General features: G+C 42.3%; 13 protein-coding genes. 4 read left to right on the forward strand and 9 right to left on the reverse strand.

The features are described 5' to 3' along the window. Nucleotides 1-162: 162 nt before the first annotated feature. Nucleotides 163-1,929, reverse strand: a complete 1,767-nt coding sequence (locus DW103_RS04395) for a DUF4114 domain-containing protein (protein ID WP_122274442.1) — start codon at nt 1,927-1,929, stop codon at nt 163-165. Between the two features lie 241 nt (nt 1,930-2,170). Here DW103_RS04395 and DW103_RS04400 point away from each other — a divergent pair, with 241 nt between their 5' ends. Further along, the gene (locus DW103_RS04400; protein ID WP_158576668.1) at nt 2,171-4,216 is read left to right on the forward strand and encodes a HAMP domain-containing sensor histidine kinase; all 2,046 of its coding nucleotides are present in this window, start codon (nt 2,171-2,173) and stop codon (nt 4,214-4,216) included. Between the two features lie 48 nt (nt 4,217-4,264). Next, on the forward strand, nt 4,265-5,524 hold the full coding sequence (locus DW103_RS04405; RefSeq protein ID WP_122274444.1) for a DUF3843 family protein: 1,260 nt from the start codon (nt 4,265-4,267) through the stop codon (nt 5,522-5,524). A gap of 109 nt (nt 5,525-5,633) precedes the next feature. Here the strand turns inward: DW103_RS04405 and DW103_RS04410 are convergent, their stop codons facing one another. Genes DW103_RS04410 through DW103_RS04420 form a run of 3 tightly spaced genes read right to left on the reverse strand, consistent with a single transcriptional unit; the run spans nt 5,634 to nt 9,387 of the window. Continuing rightward, complete coding sequence (locus tag DW103_RS04410) at nt 5,634-7,586, reverse strand: glycoside hydrolase family 97 protein (protein WP_122274445.1); 1,953 nt, start codon at nt 7,584-7,586, stop codon at nt 5,634-5,636. A 39-nt stretch (nt 7,587-7,625) separates the two neighbouring features. Continuing rightward, nucleotides 7,626-8,654, reverse strand: a complete 1,029-nt coding sequence (locus DW103_RS04415) for a Gfo/Idh/MocA family protein (RefSeq protein ID WP_122274446.1) — start codon at nt 8,652-8,654, stop codon at nt 7,626-7,628. A 19-nt stretch (nt 8,655-8,673) separates the two neighbouring features. Beyond that, on the reverse strand, nt 8,674-9,387 hold the full coding sequence (locus DW103_RS04420) for a 2-phosphosulfolactate phosphatase (RefSeq protein ID WP_122274447.1): 714 nt from the start codon (nt 9,385-9,387) through the stop codon (nt 8,674-8,676). Between the two features lie 215 nt (nt 9,388-9,602). Here DW103_RS04420 and DW103_RS04425 point away from each other — a divergent pair, with 215 nt between their 5' ends. Next, complete coding sequence (locus DW103_RS04425) at nt 9,603-10,196, forward strand: DUF4251 domain-containing protein (protein WP_122274448.1); 594 nt, start codon at nt 9,603-9,605, stop codon at nt 10,194-10,196. Nucleotides 10,197-10,268: 72 nt separating this feature from the next. Here DW103_RS04425 and DW103_RS04430 read toward each other — a convergent pair whose 3' ends face one another. The 4 genes from DW103_RS04430 to DW103_RS04445 form a co-directional block, all read right to left on the reverse strand. Next, nucleotides 10,269-12,257 carry a glucosamine-6-phosphate deaminase gene (locus DW103_RS04430; protein ID WP_122274449.1) on the reverse strand — a complete coding sequence of 663 codons (1,989 nt, stop codon included), beginning with the start codon at nt 12,255-12,257 and terminating at the stop codon, nt 10,269-10,271. Nucleotides 12,258-12,364: 107 nt separating this feature from the next. Beyond that, nucleotides 12,365-13,531 carry an N-acetylglucosamine-6-phosphate deacetylase gene (gene nagA, locus DW103_RS04435; protein WP_122274450.1) on the reverse strand — a complete coding sequence of 389 codons (1,167 nt, stop codon included), beginning with the start codon at nt 13,529-13,531 and terminating at the stop codon, nt 12,365-12,367. Between the two features lie 19 nt (nt 13,532-13,550). Continuing rightward, entirely contained in the window at nt 13,551-14,717 is a 1,167-nt protein-coding gene (nagA, locus tag DW103_RS04440) for an N-acetylglucosamine-6-phosphate deacetylase (protein WP_122274520.1), read from the reverse strand. Nucleotides 14,718-14,805: 88 nt separating this feature from the next. Next, complete coding sequence (locus tag DW103_RS04445; protein WP_122274451.1) at nt 14,806-16,743, reverse strand: ABC-F family ATP-binding cassette domain-containing protein; 1,938 nt, start codon at nt 16,741-16,743, stop codon at nt 14,806-14,808. Between the two features lie 389 nt (nt 16,744-17,132). On the opposite strand from DW103_RS04445, the gene DW103_RS04450 reads away from it, so the two are divergent. After that, nucleotides 17,133-17,972 (forward strand): SDR family NAD(P)-dependent oxidoreductase, encoded by an 840-nt coding sequence (locus tag DW103_RS04450; protein ID WP_122274452.1) that lies wholly within the window; start codon nt 17,133-17,135, stop codon nt 17,970-17,972. On the opposite strand, the gene DW103_RS18365 is transcribed toward DW103_RS04450, so the two are convergent. Then, nucleotides 17,954-18,868 carry a GNAT family N-acetyltransferase gene (locus DW103_RS18365; RefSeq protein ID WP_255418437.1) on the reverse strand — a complete coding sequence of 305 codons (915 nt, stop codon included), beginning with the start codon at nt 18,866-18,868 and terminating at the stop codon, nt 17,954-17,956. The two genes, DW103_RS04450 and DW103_RS18365, sit on opposite strands and share 19 nt — an antisense overlap. Nucleotides 18,869-18,901: the final 33 nt, after the last annotated feature.

The raw sequence follows: 18,901 nt of genomic DNA on the forward strand, positions 1-18,901 counted from the left end.
CATAAAAAGGCTCCCGTCGCGAGATGAGGGTACTGAAAAAGTTCCTTAAGGTTCTTTCTTAACAAAACCGGCATATATCCATAAAGCGTTAGGATATATGCCGGTTTATCATGAAAGAACCCTAAGGATATTCTCAAAGCTTTCTTCTAAGAAAGTTAATTGCTATTCCCCATTAAAAGAACAAAATGGAGAATATGGTCCCACCGGTAATATTTCTATAAACTCTTTTTCCGGTACCGGTTCAAATTCCATTTCAACAATAATACGAACCGGAATATTGTTTTGAAGCTGTTCCCTGGCAGAATTAATTTTCTGGATAAGCGTCCCACGAACATCTCTTTGCAAAGAGAATGCATTCATTCCCATATATTCATCATCATAATCATCTACCTCAATATATACAATCATACCACGAATAGTTGTTTTCACAAATTTCTTCTTTTTGGGAGGATCTGCTTTCGTGGCAATTTTGCGAATAGTTGTTTTTACGAATGCACGATATATGGAAGGTCCTTGATCTACTATCAAGCTTTCCATTGTCTTAGAGTTTGCTATTATCAATTCATCCTTTACTCCAATTACGCTACCATAACTTTCCGGGGCATCATTATCTGATACTTTTCGCGTATAAGTTGATTTTGAAGCCACAAATAAATCCGACCAGAAAGGATCGTCATCCGGCAAATCCAGAATTTCAGACAAAGGCTGAATGCCGTCAACTTCTTCTGTCCCGTCTATATCACCGCCTCCATCCGGAATTTCCGGTATTTCATACGAAATAGCATCTTCAGGATAAGATGAAACATGGAACATCAAATCATTGCAATCGCCATCTCCTTTCATATAATTAATCCACTCATTTGGCAAGTCTTCAAAACCGACAACGACAAAGTTATCTTTCTTAAATAATACCGTATGATTTTTATTACCGGATTCCGGATTCCATTCCGGATAAGAGTAAAAGCGGAAAAGACCTTCATTGACAGACCTGCGTAACAAACTATATCCATCTGTCCTTATAACCCAACCAATAGAAGTTCCTTTAGGGAAAGTAGTCTGATACTTTCCCGTTTTCGAATTATAATACTTCAATTGCACAGCATCGCCAGCTTTGAGTCCCGAACTAAACAACCGTACAATATTTGCTCTCGGAAAAGCAATAATCTCATGAATGGAATTTGGATCTACATTTTTAATATCTCCTTCATAAGTGAAATACCCGAGAACATTATCGAACAGACTGCCGGAATGCAACATACTAATCCAGATTTCTGCATCTTTCTCCACATAAATATCCGTCCGTTTGTTATACTCCGGATTAGCCTTTTTCCACTCAGGGAAGGCCTTATTGACTGCTTGCAAAACAGAACTGCTAATCTTTTCTGTTTTACTGACATAATCAGGTTTTCCCAAAGAATTCCACCCTCCAAGTGTATAGAACGGGAAATTATTCGAAGCACGGCTTATCGCTTTAGTTTCCGCACTCTCCGAAAATTCAATTTCCTCAGGTACAACAGTACCATTCTCTATCTTTCCGTAAAGCAAAGGAGGCACTCCTATATAGGAGGAATAAACATACACTTCCTTCACCTGTTCCGATAGAGAGCGAGATAAATCATATTCGCCTTTTCCATTCGTTACACCTGTCAAAATAGGTGATACATCTACTTTTTTTATTATCATTCCGGCATTAATCTCTACCGGATTTTCTTTATAGACCTCAAATGCGACCCTATACCCTTCCGGAACATCATATTTGAGATTGAACGAGACTGTTTGTGTACCAATTTCACTTATTGCACACAATTGCTTAGATGAATCTCCGCCATTTATTGTTTCCCCCAAATCAGAATCCGTACAGGAAACAAGTAACAATGCCAAGAGTCCATACACCATTTTTTTTAAATAAATCCGAATGTTTGTGCTCATAGTTGTAAAATCTCTTGTTTATTTACAAAGTAAGTATTAATTTTTAACAATTCCACTGTTTATTATTATTAATTTCACTTTAAGCATATTATTTCAGCCATTTCTAAGTATTTTTAACTATTCACTACAAAGACGTCTGATTTTCAATCACACCAAAATATATTAATTCCAAATATTCTAATTACATTTGCAAAGACTCTATATGAGAACCATTTCTAATTTTAACAAACTCTATATTCGAATGAAAAGAACCTATATTATACTTTTACTGACTTTAATCGGTAGTTTCCACTTCATCTATAGTGCTGAGACGAAACAAGACCAAGATAGTCTGATAAAACTTTTAGCAAAGACCTCCAATGCCAGTATACGTTTGGAACTCTTGGAAAAAATGTCTCTTTTACATTTAGACGATTCAAGTGGCGTCGAATGGTTACAACAAATGAGAAAAGAAGCTCAAGAAGCCAAAGTTCAAGAAAAAGAAGATTGGGCTATTCGCAGCTTAGCCCGTTTCTACTACAACAAAGCCAATGAAGACAGCATTAATCATTATGTTGCTTTATCAGACTCAATGGTTAAAGTATTAGGAAAATACACAGATAATTATTTTGACGCACAAACATTTCTTTGTCAATCTTATTTATGGAGCGACCAATTGGAAAAATCGGCAGACTTAGCAATCCGTTTATACAACTTGGCTAAAGAAAACAAAAATGATAATGGTATAATCTGTAGCAGCGAAACACTAGGACTCATCAACCAACGTGTCGGAAGAGACAGTACAGCTCTTAGGTTTTTTCTTGAAGGTCTGGTATTATTAGAAAACAATCCCAAACAAAAACGTTACCTTGCACAGTTTTTAAACAATATCATTGAATCTGAGATAAAACTGGGACGTTCTGATGACGCCCATACTCATCTGCAGCAATTAGAAGAACTGATTGAAAAAATACAAAACGGAGAATTCGGTCCAGACCCATCTTTTCCCTATGCCCGTTGTATTGTACTCATGAACGCATATTACATCAATCTATATGTATCAGAAAAAAACGCTAATGCCGCTAAAAAACACATCGAACATGCGAACTCTTATCTGGATAAACAAGATGACGGATATGTCGATTACTATTATTTATTTAGCTTAGCAAACTATTATAAACTAACAGAACAATATGTCAAAGCACTGGAAAAGGTAAACAAGGCGATAGAACTTGACTACAACCCTGAGGTGATGAGACTAAAAGGGGAAATATTATTCGACATGGGAAATACACGTGAGGCTGCTATCCAATACCGTACGACACTTAAACTAAATGAAGAAATGAACAGTGCGGCATTTGTTCGTCAGCTAAGCCAATTGCATGCCTTGCACGATATGAATAACCTTGAGTTGCAAGTCAAAGAACTTCGGGTTAAAGAGCTCGAACTAGGAGCCAAACAACAACAATTAAAATGGACGTTTGCCTTGATTACTCTTCTTATATGTATTTTAATATTAGGTACAATTGTTTACTTGCACGCCTGTAGGCTTAAAAACGAATTACAGAGAGACAAGTCAGCATTGCTGGAATCGGAAAAAGAATTACGTATTGCGCGTGACCGGGCTGAAGAGTCAGACCGTCTCAAAAGTTTATTTTTATCCAATATGAGCCACGAAATACGTACTCCATTGAATGCAATCGTAGGTTTTGCCCAAATTCTGGAAGATGAAATGGAAGATGGAGACGAACGAAAAGAATATACCCATATTATTACTGAAAATTCAGCTTTGTTGCTGAACCTCGTCAACGACATTCTGGATGTATCCCGCCTGGAGTCGGAACGATATCGTTTTACTTTTGCCGAACAAAATCTGGCAGATTGCTGCCGTAGTGCCCTCACCAGTGTTGAACACCGCGTAAAACCGGGAGTAAAGCTAAAATTCTCACCCGATGACGAAACATTCATTCTCAGCACCGACAAACTCCGTCTGCAACAAGTGTTAATCAACCTGGTTGGTAACGCCACCAAGTTCACGGAAACAGGTTTTATCGAACTTGCTTATACAATCGACAAAGCAGGAGGTTTTGTCCGTTTCACCGTTACAGATACAGGATGCGGTATCCCAGCCGATAAGCAGGATGCTATATTCGAACGATTTGAAAAGTTGAACGAATGTATACAAGGAACGGGCTTGGGCCTTTCCATTTGCCGCATCATTGCTGAAAGATTCAAAGGGGAAGTCCTGATTGATAAAGAATATACAGATGGCGCCCGCTTTATTTTTACACATTCATTGAACCTCTAAAATTATTATTACATTTGTGCGCTTAATAATTTCTAACTATCGAAGTGCATGAAAAACATTAAAATCTATCCGAAAGACTGGTTGCAACTGCATCCTTATAAACAATCAACTCCTATTGACCTATATTACACCAATATAGCCAATCAGATTTATGATATAATGGAACAAACCCGGTTGGCCTATTCGTTCGAGAAAGAAGAAGTTTCACAAATTTGCATCCGCATAGCAGCTTATTTCGAAGATGTCATCTCAAGGTTAAATATCTGGCGTTCATTCATACTCGAACACAAACGTCTGTTTGGTAATTATCTTCCCTTCTATATACCAGATGACCATTATTATGACGACGAAGTAAACTACGAAGATATCTGTTTTCTAATCTGGCATTACATACAACAATATTACGGTACTCGCAAGGGAACCTTTGTCAGTCCGGATAATGAAACCAGCATTGAAACAGCCCGTCTGGTTTATCAACTATTTTGCGACGAATGGGCAACAGCTCCCGAGAACGAACAGATGCAAAAGTTATTCGCTCCCGAAACACGTTACGATACAACAGAAAAATACAATGAGCTTTTGTATTGGTTCCATTACAATTCGTATCTGACGCCCGCAGCAAAAGTAGAAATGACGGAAACTTTCAAAACCTATAGCAAAGAAAATCCGGGAAATGAAAGTAATACACAGGTAATTATGATAATCCATGATTCACTTGCCCACATCAGCAAAACACCATTTCTAGCTTATACATCCCCCAAATGGCTGTCGTTAATCTTGCCCGAAACCCATCCCGACCACGAAAATTTTGTGGCGGAAGGCGAAAAGACACAGACATTTGTCGACCCGGCCCTCGTAGAAAACCAAGCTGTTTATAAAGAACATTACGATAAATTTATTACGGCAACTGAAGGAAAGCTCCTCGTATACTTCAGCAATAAACGTGATTTTCTGGATTTTATAACCAACAAACTGGGACTGGATAGCAGCGAGGCTTCTGCCGAAGATGACTCTTTCCGGAAATTTGCCATCTATGCCACCCCGACAGAAGGCCTGCAAGTATTGACTAATGGCATCGAATATATCAAAGACGAACACAATCCTTTTTATGACAAGAAAAAAGCAGAGTCTCAGGCCCTATCCTTTTTCATAGTCCATCAATGCAGCGTTCATTTATTAAAAGAGCTGGAAGAACGCGATATGCTGGCTGACGCGCAAATAAAAAGTCAAATCAGCCCGGAACGAGGGAAAGCAATTATTCATGAAAACTGGCAATTCCTGTCCAGATATTTCCTGAGAGATTATTAAAACGTAAACATAAATTCCAGAAAAAAGTATCTGGTTTAAAAGAAAACGCCCGGATATACCAGCAAAAGGATGCTTCCTTATCTGGTATCCGGACGTTTTCTCTGTTAATTTATTTCAGTACGGCCGCCCATCCTCCGTTCCGTACTAATTTTATTTGAAGTTTATCGCCGGACTTAACCACCGTATCTTTTTTACGATAATCCATTGCTTGTCGAGCAGCATTGATTCCATCTTCAAAAGAGGTCATCTGATAATTTTTACTATCCTTTAGGAAATCCAAATGTATCTCAAATTCACGTTCTTTCTCTTTTCCATTACAGATAGCACCTATAAACCATTGCTCTCCTTTGCGTTTTGCCACAATTACATACTCACCAATCTTAGCATCAAGTACTTTTGTTTCATCCCATGTGACAGGTACTCCTGTTATAAACTCCGTACAGTCCGGATTCCGGTAATACAGAGTCGGATTATCAGCCAACATCTGAACGCCGCTTTCAAAAACGACATAAAGAGCCAACTGATAAGCACGTGTACCGATACTTGCGGCATTGGGACGTTCTGCCCGATAAGCTTCCGGTTGCATACTTATCATAGCACCGGGAGTATAGTCCATCGGACCTACGGCATTTCGTATAAAAGGCAAATAAAGGCTGTTGTCCGGATAACAGCCACCCATCTGCTCCATTCCTCTCACACCTTCGTACGAAAGTACATTCGGATATCGGCGTTCCAGACCTGCCGGCTTGAACGAACCGTGAAAATCGACAAACAGGCGATGTTTCGCCGCTTCTTTGGCTACACGTTCATAATAATTGACCATCCATTGGTCACTTCTATCCATAAAATCTATTTTTATACCGGATACTCCCCAATCTGAGAAGGTCTTAAATAAATCAAAATGATTTTCAACCGTCAGCCAGGTAAGCCATAAAACGACACCGACTCCCTTTTCTTTTCCATAACGAATAATCTCGTGAACATCCACTTTCGGATTAGGAGTATAAGGGTCTCTCGTACTTAAGGCCCATCCTTCATCCATCAAGATATATGAAATACCATATTTAGCTGCAAAATCAATGAAATATTTATATGTATCCAGATTATAGCCCGAAACAAAGTTTACATCCGGTCCATAAGGAGTTGCACCATTCCACCACTCCCAGCTCACCTGGCCGGGTTTCACCCAACTATAATCCTCCAATTCACAAGGGGCTGCCAATTTATAAGCCATCTCATTTGCAACAATTCCACGGCTATCATCCGTGATTACGAAAAAACGCCAGGGGAAATTGCGTGTACCCGAAGTTTTAGCAATATAATCAGCTTCTTTTTCGATTTTAAGGCTCCTATCTCCATCTTCTCCAAATTCCAACGGACATTTGGGAAAAACAGATTTCAAACCATTGTTGCCGGTACTCTTCACAAACATACAAGGATAATCAGACAAATCAGCCTCTGAAATCAGGATTTTATAATTCTGATTCGTTTCCAGTAAAACCGGGAAATAGCTCATTTCATCCGACTCCTTGTAATCGGCTGTCCTCACATGTGAATATGGATTCTCATAAGAGGTTTTAAATCCGGAAGTCTTAGAAATATGAGCCAAATAATTGTCCGGGAAATTAATTGTAAAATCTTCTTGCAATACATCGATTTCACCTTTCTTTTCAGTTACGAAGCGATAAGCAACTCCGTCGTCAAAAACTCTGAACTCCACAGCATAATTGCCGGACATATTCAAACGTAAGGTATTACAGGAGTTCTTCACCAACGCATTCTTAATCGGTATTTCACGTTTTATGCTTTCGTTGATAACACCACGCTTCATATTACGCAACTTAGGTGATTGCCCCAACACTTCTTTCCCCAAGTCCATGGACAAAGAACAATCTTTCAACAACAAATCGTCACCGGCATAAACGGAATAATAGATTTTATCTTTCAACTCAATGTTCACTTTCAATGAACCATTCGGAGACTTTATGTCAATATTCTTGCCATGCATTTCCGCGCCACAGAATAAGATAAAAGCCATTAATAATACAGTTAATTTTCTCATGATATTTTTGTTTGTTTAAAATATGTATATCTGTTTCAATCATTTATCAGCCGGATATACAATACCCAACTGACGTCGAACCTCATCGATAATCTCAAGCGTAATCAGCGAATGTTCGTGACTGTTCACTGTCGACTCGCGTTTTCCGGCTTGTATCAAATCAATAAATTCGGCCACCTCATAATAATATTCATCATTTTCAGTCGGAACGCTTATATCATCCGGCTCAACGGCTGGAGCTTTTCCTGAAGCAGCAGCCAAACGGGGTGCATAAGCAACTTTACTAATAATATTAATCCGGTCCAAAGTGATATTTCCCTCCTCTCCCTGTATCTCCGTAGGCAAAGAAGAGTTCGCTATTTTCGAATAAAGAACAGTTGCATTCATTCCCTCATACTCAAAGTTGACAGCTCCCTGTCCGTCTGCTCCGGAAGAAAGGACAATACCGGATGCTTCAATCTTTTTCGGACGACCAAACAGGACAACCATCGGATAAACGGTGTAAACGCCGATATCCATCATGGCTCCATTGGATAATTCAGGTTTGAAAGCATTCAATACGATACCTTCTTTAAATTTGTCGTAACGAGACGAATATTGACAGTAGCAGGAAAAGTAACGGCGAACAGTTCCGACGCGTTTCAAATTATTCCGTACAGCCAAAAAATTCGGCGTTAATGTCGGTTTCATAGCTTCCATCAACGCTACATTATATTTATGAGAAGCCGCAATCATCTCTCTTGCCTCACGGACATTAGATGCAAAAGGTTTCTCACACAACACATGTTTACCGTAACGCATACAAAGGATGCTTTGTTCGGCATGAAGGAAATTTGGAGACGCAATATAAACGGCATCAATCAGCGGACTTTTTGCCATTTCTTCCAGTGAAGTGAATGTATAAGGAATCCGATGTTTGGCAGCAAAAGCATCAGCCGTTTCCTGCTTGCGGGAACAAATAGCGACGAGTTCAAAACGTTTATCCTGCCGCGCTCCGGCAATCACCCAATCAGAGATAAAGTTCGTACCGACTACTCCAAAACGCACTTTTGTCTGTTGTGTTTCCATATCTGTTTTATTTCTACTATCAACGTAATATTAATGTATTGTCTTCGACAATCAGTTCCGGAACTTTACCAGTCAGGCTTAATGAGAGGCAATAAGGGACAGCGTCCTCCAAATGGTTGGCTCTTAGACGGGCCATGTGTTCCGTCGGGTCAAGAAAAGCAATCAAATTATCTTTGTGAGCTTCCCACATATCCTTGGCAATAACAGCAGCATCTCCGGCCGTTTCATACAAACCGGTTTGAAGTAAAACATCCGTTAAAGCACCTCCGAAAAGAGTATCTTCTATATTTATTTTATCCTGCCAGCCGGAACATAACACTACCACATCATGCCGATGCAACAGGCAATAATCGGCAACAGCCTGCAAATTAATAAAAGCTCCGGTTATCACCCGGTAAGCAGATTTTGCAATTGTTATGGCACGAGTTCCGTTGGTGGTAGTAAACACGACATCCTTACCCGACACCTTTTCAGGTGTATAATCAAAAGGTGAATTACCAAAATCGGCAAACGGACAGCGCATTACGTTTCGCTCCGCTCCGACCAACCAACCTTTTACCTTATAATCCTGTGCCTCTTCTACCGTAGCAACCGGGCGAATACTACGTACCCCATTACTGAAAGCCGCAGCCATCGTTGTCGTCGCACGAAAAATATCGACTACCACCACTACAGCTTCAGAATTATGATATACCGGATATAAAGCCGGTGAAAAACAGACATCAATCTTCATCTTCTCATATCTTTTTTGCAACACAAAAGTACATTATAATTTAGTTAAATGTATTATGCAAGGCAAGTTTCAATCAAGAATCATTGGATTAACCTAAATATTCCGACGGTATGTTATTATATATGTATTTCGATACCAGGTAGAAACAATTTCATTATCCGCTTGTTTTTTTAGTACATTTTGAAAAACGTTTTAAACTAAATCAACTAAATCGTATGAAAAGAGTTTTATCTTTAATGGTGGTCTTCGCCCTGATACTGGGTGGAACGACAAATGCGCTGGCTCAAAATAGCAAAGCTGCAGAAAAAGCTGAAAAGAAACAGGAAAGAAAAGAAAAGAGAGAAAAAAGATTAGCAAAGGACTCTATTATGGGTGAAGAGGCATTCAATAATGCAATGCAGGCAATCACCAACAAATCTTTTGTTTTGGAAGCTAATTCCGTACAACCATTGAGCGGTCGTGTCTACTATGTCAATTCAAATACAAATTTCGTATCCCTGAATGACGGACAAGCAATGGTTCAGATTGCCTCCAATTCTCCTTACCCCGGTCCTAACGGATTAGGCGGCATCACTGTACAAGGCTCCGCCTCAAACATACAGGTCAAACAGGAAAAAAACGGTAATGTTTACCTGTCCATGAGCGTACAAGGCATTTTTATCTCCGCGACTATTAATCTGGTATTGTATAGCGGCAACAACAATGCTTCCGTAACTGTCGACCCGAATTTCTCAGGAAACGACCTGACTATGACAGGAACATTACTTCCTTATTCAGAGTCTAACATATTCCAGGGAACGACTTATTAATTCATATATTAGACAACGAAAAGGGACACTTCCGGTTGAAAGCGTCCCTTTTTGCTATTATCATTCCGCCTCTTAGCGAAGAGGAATATACTGAACAAATGCTTCCATCGCTTCATAAGAGGCAAGACCCAACTGATGATACAGTTCGGCAGTCGCCCGGTTACGGTCTTCCGCACGTTGCCAAAACAGACGTTCGTCGTCCCCCAGATACGGAGCACTTTCCGCTTGTGACTGATGTTTCAGGATAGCGTTTCTCTTATGACGTAATTCCTCAGGTGAGATAGGAACAGCCATCTCAACATGGTCCATTTCCCATTCAGCCCAAGCTCCGCGATACATCCATACACGACAATTCTTCATCCATTCTTCGTCCTTCACCTCATCGATAGCCGCCAATACGGCATCCAGACAAACTTTGTGAGTGCCATGCGGGTCGGCAAGATCGCCGGCTACGAACATTTGGTCCGGCTTAATATCCAATAAAAGCTTCTTTACAATCTCTTTGTCGGCTTCTCCCAATTCGTTCTTCTTTACCAATCCCGTTTCATAGAACGGAAGATCCAAGAAATGAACATGATCGTCTTTCACTCCCGAATAACGACAGCCGTGACGAGCTTCTTCACGACGGATAGTTCCTTTCATAAAGAGCACATCCTTACGTTCGGGTTCGCCGTTCTCTACCTTTTCATAACGCAGGAAATTGATGATTTCTTCCGCCTTATTCTTTACGGCAGAGCCTTCGGGCGAATATTTGTCACAAACATCACGCAGATATTCGCAATAACGAATAACCTCCTCATCTCCAACAGCTATATTACCGGAAGTTTCGTAAGCGACATGCACATCGTGGTGCTGGTCGCACAGACGACGAAGAGTTCCTCCCATTGAGATAACATCGTCATCGGGATGCGGGCTGAAAACGATTACTTTCTTCGGATACGGGGTGGCACGTTCGGGACGGTTTGAATCGTCTGCATTCGGTTTACCGCCCGGCCATCCGGTAATCGTATGCTGGATATCATTAAATATCTTGATATTCACATTGTAAGCGGAACCATACAAGGCTAGTAATTCTCCCAAACCGTGTTCGCTATAATCCTTATTTGTTAACTTCAGGATAGGCTTATTAGTCAGTTGGCACAGCCAAACGATTGCACGGCGGATAAGCTTATTATCCCATTCGCAATTGGTAACCAACCAAGGATGACTGATACGAGTCAGGTCATAAGCTGCCGACAAGTCCACGACAACCTTGGCGTTGGTATGATTTTGCAGATAAGTGGAAGGAGTAGCATCGCTCACCTTTCCTTCGACAGTTTTTGCCACAATCGTCGCTTTATCTTCTCCCCAAGCCATCAGGATAATGCTGCGAGCTTTCATCACTGTTGCAATACCCATCGTAATAATACCGGCAGGAACATTGTCCATCGATGTAAACGTACGCGCAGCTTCCTTGCGGGCAGCTCCTTCCAACAGAACCAGGCGAGTACGCGAACTAGCCATCGAGCCGGGTCCATTGAACATGATGTTGCTGGCAGAACCAATACCCAACAACACATAATCCAGCCCACCCGCATTCTGTATCTGTTCCTCATACAGCCGGCAAAAATCCAGAATAGCATCCTTCGGCATACAACCGTCGGGAGCATATATATTTTCAGGAGCGATATCGATATGGTCAAATAAAGCCTCTTTCAAACGGGCCACATTACCGGCGGAAGGTGCCGAAAGCGGATAAAATTCGTATTCAACGAAAGCAATCACATTACGAAAGCTCAGTTGTTCCTCCTTGTGCATACGAATAAGCTCTTTATACACACTCAAGGGAGAACGCCCTCCCGGAAGAGCTATAACAAAATTTTCCCCGATTTCCTGTTTCTTGCGAATTTGTGTTGCTATTTCCTTTGCAATGGCGAAAGCTCCTTCATCGGCCGATTCATAAATATTTGTCGGTATTTTCTCCAAACGAGTTAATACTGAATGCTCAAAGGCATTCTCCGGACGGTAATACCTTTGCGGTATACGTGTCAGGGTAATCTGAGAACTAAGGTTTGTCTTCATGTCTACTCTTTGATTTAGTATGAATTATTTTACTTAAGTTACAAATATAACAATTCCCTGATAGATTTAGTCATAACCAAATATCAATTTTATTTATCAAAGAAGATTCACACCAATGTATTTGTTTCCGGCACCAAATGCCCTAATGTCCAAACAGCCCTGATATTCAGATTTCTGTCCAGCACAACAATATCCGCATCTTTACCACGCTGCAAGGTTCCTGTACGGTGCTCCACTCCCATCAGACGGGCGGGAGTTTCGGAAGCCATGCGAACAGCATCCGCCAATGGGATGTCAGCTTTCTGCACCATCGCACGGATAAGCGTATCCATCGTTGCGATACTGCCAGCCAGCGAAGAATGGTCTGCCAATTTGCAAACGCCATCTTCAATGATGATGCGGGCGCCGGTAGCCGGCTCCAAATCACTGGCAGCATACGAAAGTGCATCCGTTACCAGGCAAGTCCGTTCCACTCCTTTCAATTTGTAAACCAGACGGAGAATAGTTGAAGGCAAATGTTTGCCATCCGCTATGACTTCCACAGTCATATCATCCATAAGGAAGACGCTTTCCACAGTTCCTTCATATTTGTATTCACGCCGTTTGTGGAAACCCGGCATAGCATTATAAAACTGAGCCGCATGGGTAAAACCAGCCTGACGGGCTGCTTTTATCTCGTCAAACTCAGCTTCCGTATGTGTGATGGCCGCTAAAACACCTTTTGATTGCAAATAGTGGGCGAATTCGTGTGCACCGGGCAATTCCGGACTTGCATCCCATCGTTTGATACAACCGGTACTTTCCAGGATAGAAGTATATTCATCCCTGTCCGGGTCCTTAATGGCATCGGCATACAGGTTTCCAGCCATCTTCGCATTCAGATAAGGGCCTTCCACATGCAATCCCAGAATGGTACTGCCTTTCTCTGCCATCAGCTTTTCACAAATCCTGACCGCCTCACATATTGTCGGTTTAGGAGAGGCTGAAAGAGTAGGGAATATCGAAGTAGCACCATGCTTGAGATGGGCAAAAGTGATAGCTCGAAACGCCTCTTCCGTACATTCTTTATAATCATGGCCACCACCACCGTGTACGTTCATCGCCACAAAACCGGGAACGATATACATACCTTTGGCATCAACCACCTTAGCGCCAATTACAGCCAAATCACTGTTGGTTACTTCCAGTATCTTACCATCACTTATGAGGACTGAGCCATCCTTCAACCAGCCCTGCGGAGTCAGAATTTGTCCGTTTATAATCTGTGTCAGCATCGTATTCTTTTTTCAATCACTAAAATAACTTATTCGTACCTTCCACCAGTTTACCCATAGCCCAGACAGCCCGCACATTCAAATCCTTGTCCAGTATCTGGATATCAGCATCTTTTCCACGTTGCAAGGAACCTTTACGGTCGTAAACTCCCATCAGGCGGGCAGGTGTTTCAGAAGCCATACGGACAGCATCTTCCAGCGGTATTTCAGCTTTTTGCACCATCGTACGTATCAGCCTGTCCATCGTCGCCACACTGCCGGCCAAAGCAGAACGGTCCGCCAACTTACAAACACCGTCTTCTATGATAACACGGGGATCGAAAGCCGTCTGGCTGTCACTGGCGGCACATGCCAACGCATCGGTAATCAGACAAGTACGCTCCACCCCTTTTATCTTATAGACCAGACGAAGAATAGTAGGCGGCACATGAATACCGTCTGCCACTACTTCCACCGTCATGTCGTCAATCAAGTAAATACTTTCAACTGTCCCTTCATATTTATATTCCCGCCGTTTATGGAATCCCGGCATGGCATTGTAGAAATGAGTAGCATGCGTATAGCCGGCCTCATAAGCAGTCAGAATATCCTCATATTCAGCCTGCGTATGCCCTACGGAAGCAACCACACCTTTCGAAGTGATATATTTACCGAATTGCATGGCCCCCGGAAGTTCGGGAGCCGCATCCCAACGTTTGATGCAATGCGTTTCTTCCAGCAACGGAATATATTCTTCCGGGTCCGGGTTTTTAATATTCTCCGGGATTTGTCCGCCAGCCATTTTTATATTGAAGTAATGTCCTTCGAGGTGCAGCCCCAATACGGGACTGTCTTTCTCCGCCATCAGTTTCTCCGTCGTAGCGGCTGCCGCCCGTATCATCGGGATAGTGGAGGAAGAAAGTGTCGGGAAAATACTGGTAGTACCATGTTGCATATGAGCAGCCACAGCCGTGCGGAAAGCCTCTTCGCTTCCTTCCATAAAATCGCGTCCGCCACCACCATGTACATGGATTTCAACTCCTCCGGGAACGATATACATACCTTTGGCGTCAATCAAGGTTGCCCCTACTACTGCGAGGTCGCAGTTTGTCACTTCCAAAATCTTATTATCACTTATCAGAACAGAGCCGTCATTCAACCAACCCTGCGGAGTAAGGATCTTGCCATTTATTATCTGCGTTAACATGATGCAAGAATTAAGTTGTTGTTTTTTGTTTTCAGAGACAAAAGTAGCAAGAAAATCAAAAGGCACGGAAAAAGGAAGGCTAAAAAATTTATTTTATTTCTTCCAATTCCATTGTCTGCTCCGTCCACAGTTCCATCGTATCGGACAAATCCTTTTTCAGTGCCGAATATTCATTGTAAAGTGATGTGTCCGCCGCCCCTTCGGGGGTAGCCAAACGAGTCTCGATAAGAGCAATAGCAGCCTCCAGCTCTGTTATCTTAGCTTCGGAATCAGCCACAGCCTTCTCCAATTTCCGGATAAGGCGACTCTGTTCTTTACGAGCCTCATAAGATAGTTTATTTTGTGTCGGTTGCACTTCATCGGCTGTAGCCGAGGCAACTGCATTACGAGCTGCCCGTTCCAGTTCACGAAGGCTGTCCATCTTTTTATGTTCCAAAAAGTCGTAGATACCGCCCAAATGCTCGACAACGCGCTGATTTCCGAACTCATATACCTTATCGACCAGCCCATCGAGGAACTCACGGTCGTGGGACACAACGATAACAGTACCGTCGAAGTCCTTCAAAGCCTCTTTCAGCACATCTTTCGAACGCATATCCAGATGGTTGGTCGGCTCATCGAGAATAAGCAGGTTGACAGGTTCGAGCAATAAGCGTATCATCGCCAGGCGTGTCTTTTCTCCCCCGGAAAGCACCTTGACCTTCTTATCCGCCGCCTCTCCGCCAAACATGAAAGCTCCGAGAATATCCCGTATTTTTGTCCGGATATCTCCTTGTGCCACATAATCAATCGTATCGAAAACGGTCAGATTTTCATTCAACAACTGGGCCTGGTTCTGGGCAAAATAACCGATTTTCACATTATGTCCCAAAACCAGCTTACCTGTAAAATCGGTGATTTCGCCCATGATACACTTCACAAGCGTAGATTTCCCTTCCCCGTTTTTTCCGACAAAAGCCACTTTGTCGCCCCGGTTAATGGTAAAAGTAGCTCGTTCGAAAATCAGATGTTCGCCATAACTTTTAGCTAAATCCTCCACTATCACCGGATAAGAACCGGAACGCGGAGCCGGCGGGAATTTCAAACTCAACATTGCATTGTCCATCTCGTCCACCTCGATACGTTCCACCTTCTCCAACTGTTTGATACGTGACTGTACCTGAGTAGATTTCGTTGCCTTGTAACGGAAACGTTCGATAAACGCCTCCGTTTCGGCCAGCATCTTCTGCTGGTTCTCGAAGGCGCGCAATTGCTGCTCTCTTCGTTCTTTACGTAGCACGACATATTCGGAATATTTCACCTTATAATCGTAGATATGTCCCAGTTCTATTTCGACTGTACGCGTCGTCGTATTATCGATGAAAGCCCGGTCGTGCGAAACCAGAATAACAGCATTAGCCCTCGTAGCGATAAATGTCTCCAACCATTGTATAGACTCGATATCCAAATGGTTGGTCGGTTCGTCCAGCAACAGGACATCCGGTTTTCGAAGCAACAATTTCGCCAGTTCTATACGCATACGCCATCCCCCGCTGAACTCAGCCGTAGGCCGGTCAAAGTCTTCACGTGAAAAGCCCAGTCCGACAAGCGTCCGTTCCAGTTCCGCCTGATAATTATTGCCTCCCATCATCTGGAAATGCTCGGAAAGAGACGTAACCCGTTCAATCAGTTTCTGATAAGCATCGGATTCATAGTCAGTCCGTTCAGCCAATTGCAGATTGAGCCGTTCTATCTCCTGCTCCATTTCCTGAATATGTTCAAAAGCCTGTTCTGCTTCCTGCCGTACGGTTTGTGTATCTGCCAGCTTCATCTGCTGAGGCAAATATCCGATAGTCGTTTCTTTCGGTATACTCACAACTCCGGAAGTAGGTGATTGCAAGCCGGCAAAAATCTTGAGCATCGTCGATTTGCCTGCCCCGTTCTTCCCTACCAATGCGATACGGTCTTTCTTGTTTACCACAAACGAAACATCATCAAATAGCGTAAAACCGCCAAATTCGACGGTCAGTCCTTCTACCGAAATCATATTCTTCTTCTTTTAAAGGCACAAACGTATACAAAATAGTTCGGTTTTGCAAGATTACAAGGCTTGCGATAATCTTTAGAGACTCCATTAGTCCCGACCAGTGCCAATAGCGTGACACTACAGTGCCATCATAGTGGCACAGTTATGCCATAGTGGTGGCACTCCTGTGCCATCGGCATGGCACTACGACAACGTTGTATGTTAACGATTATCGTTGACTACTATCCGTCTTATATATAAGTCAGGTTGACTCGGTTAAAACTAAAACATAATAAAGGTTGACCTTTATAGGAATGAAAGAGAAACTGAATAGTTGTGAAAAGTATAGCTAATTCTTTATAACTTTGCATAACCGAATACGGTCGATTTTCCTTTTAAAGAAACTCATCATGGCAGACAACTATCTTGAAAAGAAATATGAAGATTACCAGGCGAAGAAGTCCGGTGGAAGTAAAAACGGTTATGGAAAAAAGAACACTGCTCTTCACAAAACCAGGAGAGTTTTTGTAACCGGAGGGGCTGAAGGTATCGGCAAAGCTATCGTAAAAACGTTTCGGGCTGCCGGACACAGAGTAGCGTTCTGCGACCTGAATGAAACAGCAGGCAAAGAAACGGCCGGAAAAACCGGAACATCCTTTTATCATCTGGATGTCAGCGACAAAGAGGCTCTGGAGAACTGTATGCAGCGTATCTTCGAGGATTGGGGCGATATTGATATTGTCATCAACAATGCAGGTATAAGCCGCTTCTCTCCTATCACGGAGACTTGTGTGGAAGATTTCGACAAGATTTTGTCCGTCAATCTGAGACCGGCATTTATTACTTCACGACAATTGGCTATTCACCGGCAGGCATTGCAGACTCCTAATCTTTTCGGAAGAATTGTCAATATCTGTTCTACCCGTTACCTGATGAGTGAACCCGGAAGCGAAGGTTATGCGGCTTCCAAAGGGGGAATTTATTCATTGACGCATGCCCTCTCTTTGTCGCTCGCACAATGGCATATTACTGTCAATTCAATTTCACCGGGATGGATACAAACACACGACTATGATCTGCTTTATCCGGGCGACCATGCACAACACCCATCCGGACGGGTTGGCAAACCGGAGGATATTGCCAATATGTGTTTATTCCTTTGCCGGGAAGAAAATGATTTTATCAACGGCGAAAACATTACGATTGACGGAGGAATGACGAAGAAGATGATTTATGAGGAAAATACATAGACGCCTCCCTCATCCGGGCTCTTTTGCAAATACACCATATCCACCAGTTGTTTTCCTCCCTCGAATATCGGATGCTCATAATTGTCTGTGAAGAAATTCGGGATACGATGAGAGTAGGTGAAACCACAATGTTCATAGAAAGGGATAGTCAACGGGCTGTCGCCTGTGCCGACGAGCATGCTCCGGCATTTGCCTCGATAATATCCGAAGAGAAATTGAATCAAAAGCTTTCCATAGCCCTGTTTTTGATATTGCGGATAAGTGGCAATATTTTTGATTTCGAAAGTGCGATTCCCTTCATCTGTCACGACACATACGGATTTCAAACTGTCACCCTTATATAAAGCAAACATCTCTCCCCGGTCCAGATACCGGTCAATCATCGATTCCTGTTCATCTGCCAGTAAAAGAAGGTCAAGGAAGTTTTTCTTGTTATCTGTAATTCTTCTAATTCTCAACCCTGTACTCTTTTTACCTTGTAAATAAAATTCCTTCAGATATAAATGCAAAATAGGAAAAGGATTTCCCGAAGGGTCCGTTTCATCCCTTCCTACGATTTCGAACCCACGGTTCAGGTAAAAAAAGGTTGCCTGCAGGTTCTGTTCGTTGACGTCGACTTTATAAATATGTTGTTCGCGAACAGCAAAATCAATCAGTTGCTTACCATATCCCTTCCCTTGCTCATCGGGGAGAACGAAAAGCATCTCAATCATATCATCACTAAGCCCCATGAAAGCTACCGTTTTATTCTGTTCATTTCTAATCAGATAAAGCTGGACGGCTGTCAAATAATTATTCCGGACTAATGGCTTGTAGAATTGAATATCGGCCTCAGTCAGGAAATGATGCGTGCTTCGAACCGACGCTTCCCAAAGTTCCGTCAGTTCGTCTTTCATATTTTCTATTTCTTTCGGGTTCAAAGAAGACCA

It is taken from the genome of Parabacteroides sp. AM08-6 (assembly GCF_003473295.1).
GTDB lineage: Bacteria > Bacteroidota > Bacteroidia > Bacteroidales > Tannerellaceae > Parabacteroides.